11 protein-coding genes are annotated in these 7,274 nt (G+C 44.5%); 7 read left to right on the plus strand and 4 right to left on the minus strand.

The features are described 5' to 3' along the window. Positions 1–224 precede the first annotated feature (224 nt). Entirely contained in the window at positions 225–449 is a 225-nt protein-coding gene (locus IQ224_RS19710) for a neurohypophysial hormones like protein (RefSeq protein ID WP_194033391.1), read from the plus strand. A 64-nt stretch (positions 450–513) separates the two neighbouring features. Here IQ224_RS19710 and ftsH2 read toward each other — a convergent pair whose 3' ends face one another. Continuing rightward, positions 514–2,400 (minus strand): ATP-dependent zinc metalloprotease FtsH2, encoded by a 1,887-nt coding sequence (gene ftsH2, locus IQ224_RS19715; RefSeq protein ID WP_185237736.1) that lies wholly within the window; start codon positions 2,398–2,400, stop codon positions 514–516. Positions 2,401–2,547: 147 nt separating this feature from the next. Here ftsH2 and IQ224_RS19720 point away from each other — a divergent pair, with 147 nt between their 5' ends. Both IQ224_RS19720 and IQ224_RS19725 read left to right on the plus strand, forming a co-directional pair. Beyond that, the gene (locus tag IQ224_RS19720) at positions 2,548–2,832 is read left to right on the plus strand and encodes an EcoRV family type II restriction endonuclease (RefSeq protein WP_228036325.1); all 285 of its coding nucleotides are present in this window, start codon (positions 2,548–2,550) and stop codon (positions 2,830–2,832) included. Between the two features lie 15 nt (positions 2,833–2,847). Then, a complete protein-coding gene (locus tag IQ224_RS19725) occupies positions 2,848–3,780 on the plus strand; it encodes a Dam family site-specific DNA-(adenine-N6)-methyltransferase (RefSeq protein ID WP_194033392.1) in 933 nt (310 codons plus the stop codon). 35 nt (positions 3,781–3,815) lie between these two features. Here IQ224_RS19725 and IQ224_RS19730 read toward each other — a convergent pair whose 3' ends face one another. Continuing rightward, positions 3,816–4,115 carry a hypothetical protein gene (locus tag IQ224_RS19730; RefSeq protein ID WP_002767536.1) on the minus strand — a complete coding sequence of 100 codons (300 nt, stop codon included), beginning with the start codon at positions 4,113–4,115 and terminating at the stop codon, positions 3,816–3,818. Between the two features lie 219 nt (positions 4,116–4,334). On the opposite strand from IQ224_RS19730, the gene psbX reads away from it, so the two are divergent. After that, on the plus strand, positions 4,335–4,454 hold the full coding sequence (psbX, locus tag IQ224_RS19735) for a photosystem II reaction center X protein (protein ID WP_002733679.1): 120 nt from the start codon (positions 4,335–4,337) through the stop codon (positions 4,452–4,454). A 44-nt stretch (positions 4,455–4,498) separates the two neighbouring features. Here the strand turns inward: psbX and IQ224_RS19740 are convergent, their stop codons facing one another. Both IQ224_RS19740 and IQ224_RS19745 read right to left on the minus strand, forming a co-directional pair. Next, the gene (locus IQ224_RS19740) at positions 4,499–5,146 is read right to left on the minus strand and encodes a ComF family protein (protein WP_002741535.1); all 648 of its coding nucleotides are present in this window, start codon (positions 5,144–5,146) and stop codon (positions 4,499–4,501) included. Next, entirely contained in the window at positions 5,115–5,414 is a 300-nt protein-coding gene (locus tag IQ224_RS19745) for a DUF1816 domain-containing protein (protein ID WP_002733535.1), read from the minus strand. The genes IQ224_RS19740 and IQ224_RS19745 overlap by 32 nt, the downstream gene beginning before the upstream one ends. A 255-nt stretch (positions 5,415–5,669) precedes the next feature. Here IQ224_RS19745 and IQ224_RS19750 point away from each other — a divergent pair, with 255 nt between their 5' ends. From IQ224_RS19750 to IQ224_RS19760, 3 genes are all read left to right on the plus strand, one after another. Then, positions 5,670–6,029 (plus strand): ferredoxin-thioredoxin reductase catalytic domain-containing protein, encoded by a 360-nt coding sequence (locus IQ224_RS19750; protein ID WP_036399715.1) that lies wholly within the window; start codon positions 5,670–5,672, stop codon positions 6,027–6,029. Between the two features lie 9 nt (positions 6,030–6,038). Next, the gene (locus IQ224_RS19755) at positions 6,039–6,464 is read left to right on the plus strand and encodes a DUF309 domain-containing protein (RefSeq protein WP_002741528.1); all 426 of its coding nucleotides are present in this window, start codon (positions 6,039–6,041) and stop codon (positions 6,462–6,464) included. A gap of 238 nt (positions 6,465–6,702) precedes the next feature. Beyond that, a complete protein-coding gene (locus IQ224_RS19760) occupies positions 6,703–7,203 on the plus strand; it encodes an LptA/OstA family protein (protein ID WP_002741524.1) in 501 nt (166 codons plus the stop codon). The last annotated feature ends 71 nt before the right edge of the window (positions 7,204–7,274 follow it).

Raw genomic sequence — 7,274 nt, forward strand, 5'->3', positions numbered from 1 at the left:
GTTGGGGTCGTGGCGCCGCCCCCAAACCCCCCGCGCATTAGTTTTTCGGTGGGATGCTTACAGACAGCTGCTGATATATTTGTCATCATCTAAGAGTCACTGATAATTGCTGATTGTCGGTATTTCTGCAAATGTGAGATGCACCCTTGCCTATTGCCTATCTTCACTAGAAAATTAATTTTGCACGACTACTTATATTTATCGATCGAGTGGGGAGAAAGACTATGAAAATCAAATCCTTAGTTTTGCTGATTCTGTTAACCTTGACTACGGTTTTAGGCGCTTGTCAGGGAGCAAAACAAGCCGAGGAACCGAAAAACGTCCCTACCACGGTAGAATCTCCACAAAAAGACGCAGATGACGATGAAGACGGGGAAAATCGGCAAAAAGACGATGATAATGACCAGAATAAAGATGATGACGATGATGATGACGATGATGATAACTAAATCCCTAGCATAAAAAAATCGAGTGAGTCTTAACCCACCCGATCGCCTATAGATTGAAATCAACCTATAACTGTGGTACAAACTGTTCTTTTTCGGGAACGTAGGCGTATTCAGCTACAATCTGCCGGAATTCTCCCCCATCGATCGTTTCTTTTTCGATCAGCAGGTCCACCACTCGATCGATCACTTCGCGATGATCGCGAATAATTTGCCGAGAAATTTCATGGCAGTGTTCCACGATCGATCGCACCTGATCATCAATGCGAGTAGCGACCTTCTCAGAATACTCGGAACGAGTCATCAAACCGCCACCGAGGAACACTTCACCCCCTTGACTTTCTAGGGACAAAGGACCCAAATCACTCATCCCGAAACGAGTCACCATCTGACGGGCCATATCAGAAACCTGCTGTAAATCGCCACCGGCGCCGGTAGTCACCTCATCATAGCCGAAGATTTCTTCCTCGGCCGCCCGACCACCTAAAGCACCGGAAATCCGGGCCATTAACTGCGCTTTCGTGGTTAAACCCTGTTCTTCGTTGGGAGTGAACCAAGTTAAACCCTGGGCCTGTCCCCGGGGAATCAGAGTCACTTTCTGGACGGGATCGTGATCTTTTAAGAGCGTACCCACGATCGCATGACCCACTTCATGGTAAGCGATTAAGCGCTTGCTCTTGCTATCGACTAAAGGAGTACCTTCCATACCCGCGATAACGCGATCTACCGCGTCATCTATCTCTAGGAGGGTAATGGCATCTTTACGACGACGGGCGGTTAAAATTGCCGCTTCGTTCAGTAAATTGGCTAAATCTGCGCCACTGAACCCCGGTGTGCGACGGGCGATCGCTTCGATGGAAACGTCGTTGGCCAGCTTTTTATTGCGGGCGTGAACGTCTAAAATCTCTAAACGACCTTTAAAATCGGGTGCATCGACGGTTACTTGGCGATCAAAACGGCCCGGACGCATGAGAGCGGAATCGAGAACATCGGGGCGGTTAGTGGCGGCAATGATAATAATTCCCGTATTCCCCTCGAAACCGTCCATTTCTGTCAATAATTGGTTGAGGGTTTGTTCCCGTTCATCGTTACCACCACCGATACCGGCACCCCGTTGACGACCTACTGCGTCAATTTCATCGATAAAGATTAAACAGGGAGCATTTTCCTTGGCTTTTTTGAACAAGTCGCGCACGCGAGAAGCACCGACACCGACAAACATTTCCACAAATTCCGAACCGGAAATGCTGAAGAAAGGTACACCCGCTTCACCGGCGATCGCTTTAGCTAACAGGGTTTTACCCGTACCCGGAGGACCAACTAAGAGGACTCCTTTGGGGATTTTGGCACCAACGGCGGTAAATTTCTCCGGTTGTTTGAGGAAAGTGACGACTTCCTGTAATTCTTCCTTCGCTTCGTCAATTCCTGCCACATCATCAAAGGTGATGCCGGTTTTTGCTTCCATCTGGAAACGAGCTTTTGATTTGCCAAAACTCATCGCTTGACCGGGGCCGCCTGGCATATTATTAGAACGGCGGAACAGGAAAAAGAGAGCGGCAATCAGCAAAAAGGGGAAAAGTAGATTACCGAGGAATCCCCACCAAGCGCCGTCATTCCGCATCGGGTGTGCATCGAAACTAATTTTAGAATCGCGTAAACGGGCGATTAAATCGGGGGAATTGGCTGGTAAATCGACCCGTAGGCGTTGTACTCGGTTTTCTAGTTCTGGATCTAGGGCCTGTACGATCGCGGTTCTGCCCCCTTCGTAGAGATCGACGCTAACAACCCTACCACTGTCTAGGTATTCTAGAAAGCGTCCGTAGGTCATGCGGGTACTGGCGGTGTTATTGCCGATATTACTGGTGGCGGTGGCAAAAGTGCCTTGCCAGAGGAAAAAACCGACCACAAGGGCGGGCAATGTCCACAGTAAAATCGTTTTCCAGGATAGTTTCATGTTTGTTTAGTGGTTCTAGGATAAAGATTTTTGCTTAACTCATTTAGCTGTTTTTGTCAAGGATTTTACGTTATTTTTTTGAGATTAATCCCCGCAGCCAATTAAATCTTAACTAAATGTAACGTAATTCTCATAATTCTGACAAGAATGGTGACGAGAGATTTTTTTAGTTCGTTTGTTCTAATAAGAGTCTCATGGTTTCTGCGAGCAGCTGTACTGAATTTAAACTGCATCAAGGTATATACCATATCTATTGATACGAAAATCATCTCTAAAATCCTAGAATTGCTTCTTTTTCCCATATTTGATAATTTTGCTAGATGTAACCAATTAAAGATAGAGTTAGTATCTCAACAAAATTTTTACCCTGATTTGACCTTTATTCACGAGCCAACAGGAGCTAAGTTTGCTGTGGATAGAGATTACTGTTGATGAGGAGAGTGTTTAGTGAAGTTAACGCCACTGGTGCCACCGATTAAGTGTCAAGGAATTAAAACTAAATTGGTAAAAGATGTTAAAAATATTGTGTCTGATCTGAGCTTTGGGCGTTGGATAGAACCCTTTTCTGGATCGGGAGTGGTGGCTTTTAATATTAATCCGAAAAAGGCTTTACTTGCGGACACAAATACTCATATTATCGAGTTTTATAATAATCTAAAAAATCAAGTTATTACCAGTAAAACTGTTAAGCTTTTTTTGCAAGAAAATGGTCAAATTCTTAAGGAGCAGGGAGAAAGTTATTATTATCAAGTACGAGAAAGATTTAATCAATCTCCTAATTCTCTAGATTTTTTATTTCTCAATCGCTCCTGTTTTAATGGCGTAATGAGATTCAATCGGAAGGGACAGTTTAACGTACCTTACTGTCATAAATCAGAACGATTTTCTCAAGCATATATTACCAAAATAGTCAATCAAGTTATTGCCATAGAAAATATTCTTATTAAAACTGATTATAATTTTCAAGTTGCTGACTTTCGAGAGACTTTATCTGATTGGCAAAAAACAGATTTGATCTATCTCGATCCTCCTTATTTAGGGAGACACGCCGATTATTTTAACTCTTGGTCTGAAGAGGATGAAGATTGTTTGGTGACTATTTTAAAGGATATTTCTTGTCGGTTTATTTTGTCCACTTGGCACAGTAATCAGTTTAGAAGCAATCCTTTAATTAAAAAAAATTGGAGTGCTGATCAGTTTTATATCTATACTAAACAGCATTTTTATCATGTTGGTTCCACAGAAAAATTACGTCATCCGATCACCGAAGCACTCATTACTAACTTTAACATTCCCTTGTTGCCAGAGCGAGGAACTGATTTGCAACAACTGTCATTATTCCCATCGACAGCAGAAAATGAGGGAGTGAGAACAGTCTAGAAGATGCCTAGTTGCTAATTCTCACTCCTTACTATTTATCCTTGGCTTTGGCGCAGATGGTCATTAATTTGACGTTTACGCTTTTCTTGGGGGGTAGTGCTAGTAATTTCGCCAAAATCTTCGCTACTCATGGAAAGATGGGACATTATCTTTCTTTTGCGCTCTTTAGCAGTTAATTCCGGTGAAGGAGTTACCGGCGGCGGCACTGCCACGGGTTCCGCTACCACCGGAGGAGTTTCCACAATTGGCAGCGGTTTTTTGGGAATATAGTCAGCACCAGTGGTACTTCTGGAGAGATGATCGAGAATGCGCCGTTTGCGATCGTCAGTAGCCATAAAAATCTTTGCCAGTCTAGTGTGAACTTTTGTAACTATCACCCATTGTCAAACATCCCCATCTCCTTGAGAAGTCAAGGGAGATTTTATTTTCAGCGATTGAAGACATATAATAACCTGCGATCGCATTGATCTGACTGTGGAACTGGGGGTCTTCTCGCCCAAGGTGATAAGATAAAAAACTAAGTCTTTGAAAATATGACAAAGGATTTATCTATCATGACACCCTCTTTAGCTAACTTTCTCTGGAGCCTTGTTTTAGGTGCGGTTATCGTCCTGATCCCCGCCACTATCGGTTTGATTTTCATCAGTCAATACGACAAGATCAAACGGACTTAATTTAATCTAACTCTAAAATGCCCAGACGGATTCCTCTGGGCATTTTAGCTAATTTTGGAACTGGCAAGAGCGATCGCACCGACTACCCGATATCCCTCTGTGCGTAAAACCTGCACAGCTTCCTCGATCGTGGTTCCTGTGGTGTAAATATCATCAATTAAGAGAATCGGCACGGATTTCGGTAAATTTTTTCCCAGTTGAAAAGCCGCTTGCATCGTCCTTTTTCTTTCCTCGGCTGCCAGACTAAATAAGGCTGCCGTGTTCTTAATCCGAATTAATCCGCGACTAGCCAGATGATAACCGGTTAAACGACAAAAACCTTCGCCAATGACTTCTGCTTGATTAAAACCCCTTTCCCTTAACCTTTCCGGGTGGAGAGGGATGGGAATCACCGTCAAACGTTTATCGGTGAGGGGAGGACGAAGCAGCCAAGTTTCCCCCATGCAACTGCCTAGCAAAGAGCCGAGAGCGGGATGGCGATCATATTTCATTTTAGCGATCGCTTGTTTTAATTTACCTTCGTAGCGTCCCCAGATAAACAGGGGAATAGAACCACGCCAGAGAAAAAGCGGGTTATTCTGACGATAGGCCTGTAATTGTCGCCCACAATCACGGCAAAGCTCTCGATCGCTCTGCCGTTGACAAAGAGGACAGGGAGACTTAAGAAATAAAGCGAGAAAAGGTTCGAGCATGGGAAGCAAAAGTTTTAGCTAGATCCTGACTTCCATCGTCAAAAACGGTCAAATAATGGGGATTACTCCGCTCGATCGAAAGACTGATTCCTTGCGCTCCTTCGGACTCTAGATCTTGGAGATAACCCCCCTGATGCTGTTGTGCTTCCTCAAAAGAAGCAAAGGGACCAAAATAGTAGATACAGTGGGGATAAAGGGAGGTAATTTTCAGCCACCAAGGTGTATTATCGTCAGAAATTTTATTTGTCTGCAAGAAAGATAAAATCATGTTCTGGTATTGATAGGGTACAGGGATTGTAGGAATCAAGGACAGGTTTTGAGGAACTTTGCCCCTATAATTCCGATCTGCTGGCCAAAAAGTCGAGCTTTTGGCCAAAGAGAGTCTTTTTATCGTATTAGATTAACAAGGGGATCGGTCGCAAAATCAAAAGAGATTCTAAAAATTCCCCTCAGCCAAGGGGAAGCGGATCGAGATAGGATAGTAAAAAGTTTTTTTGTAGAAAGCTAGGGAGATAAGATAACTATGAGCCAGATCACAGACACAGATAAGAGTCTTGAGGCGATGAAGAATTTTGCCGAACAGTACGCTAGACGTACAAATACCTATTTCTGCAGCGATCTCTCGGTGACAGCGGTAGTAATTGAAGGATTAGCGCGTCATAAGGACGAATTAGGCGCTCCTTTATGTCCCTGTCGTCACTACGAAGACAAAGAAGCGGAGGTAAAAAATACTTTCTGGAATTGTCCCTGTGTGCCGATGCGGGAACGGAAAGAATGTCACTGTATGCTATTTATTACCCCCGATAACGACTTTGCCGGGGAAGAACAGGTAATTTCCCTCGACTATATCCAAGAAGTCCGCGAATCGATGAAGGGGCATTAGTTTAGGGTAATGACAGCCAGCGCTTTTGGGCAAGGAATCGACGAATTTAATCGCCAGCAATTCTATGCTTGTCATGATACCCTAGAGGCTTTGTGGATGGAGTCCGCAGAGCCTGAAAAAACCTTTTATCAAGGCATTTTGCAGATTGCTGTCGCTTGTTACCATCTAGAAAATAATAACTGGCGCGGGGCGGTAATTCTTTTGGGAGAAGGGGTGAGACGTTTACAACACTATCAACCCGATTACGAGGGGATCAACGTGACGCACTTGGTGGGGGAGAGTTTGGATCTATTAAACTTTTTACAGAATCTCGATCCCCAAGCTTTACCGGCAGTGCTAGAAGCGATGAAAAGCAATCAGGAACATCCTCATCCCCACCTCGATCAATCTATCTGTTCTCTGCCGAAAATCCTCAAAAGTCATCCCGTCCTCTAAACAGCTAGATTAGTTAGTCAATACAATTACCTCTAAGTAGGTGGGTGTTAAAAATTGTCAGCACCCCCCTTATCAAGGGGGGATTAAGAGGGGATCAGCGCCCCCCTTATCAAGGGGGGATCAAAGGGGGGATTAAGGGAGGATCAGCACCCCCCTTATCAAGGGGGGATCAAGGGGGGATCAAGGGGCGATTTATCTTCAATTTAATTGAAACCATTTACTTATAGGTGACATTTCTATGAGAGCAAGATCCGCAAAAATCAGGGGATGGCTAGTTGCCCTCGTTTCTACTAGCTTAGTCATGGGATTAGGTACTTCTCCCCTAGTCAAGGCACAGCAGAATATTGTACCCGGTAATGCCATGACAGTGCGATCAGATATTCAAGAGGCAAACTCAAAAACGGGTGTAATTACTGCGAGGGGTAACGTACAAGTGTTCTATCCCGCCCGCAAAATGCAGGCCACTTCTGCCCAAGCTCAGTATTTTAGCCGCGAACGTCGTTTAGTGATGACGGGTAATGTTTATGTTTTGCAGGAAGGCAACAGTATCCGCGCTGAAACGATGACTTATCTAGTCGATGAGGGTAGATTTATCGCTACTCCCCAAACCAGTCAGCAGGTGGAGTCAATTTATTTAGTCAAAGATAACGAAACTTCCCCCCAACCAGCTGCTTCCCCGACACCCGCACCCATACCTTCCCCTTCCCTCCCGGCTGCCCCAATTATTAACCCGCAGTGATAGTCAGGAGTCAGGAGACAGGAGACAGGAGGCAAAAGACAAAAGGCAGTATTCTCCCCACACCCTACACC

Origin of the sequence: Microcystis sp. LEGE 00066, assembly GCF_015207925.1 — a bacterium.
In the GTDB taxonomy this organism is placed as follows: Bacteria; Cyanobacteriota; Cyanobacteriia; order Cyanobacteriales; family Microcystaceae; genus Microcystis; species Microcystis ichthyoblabe_A.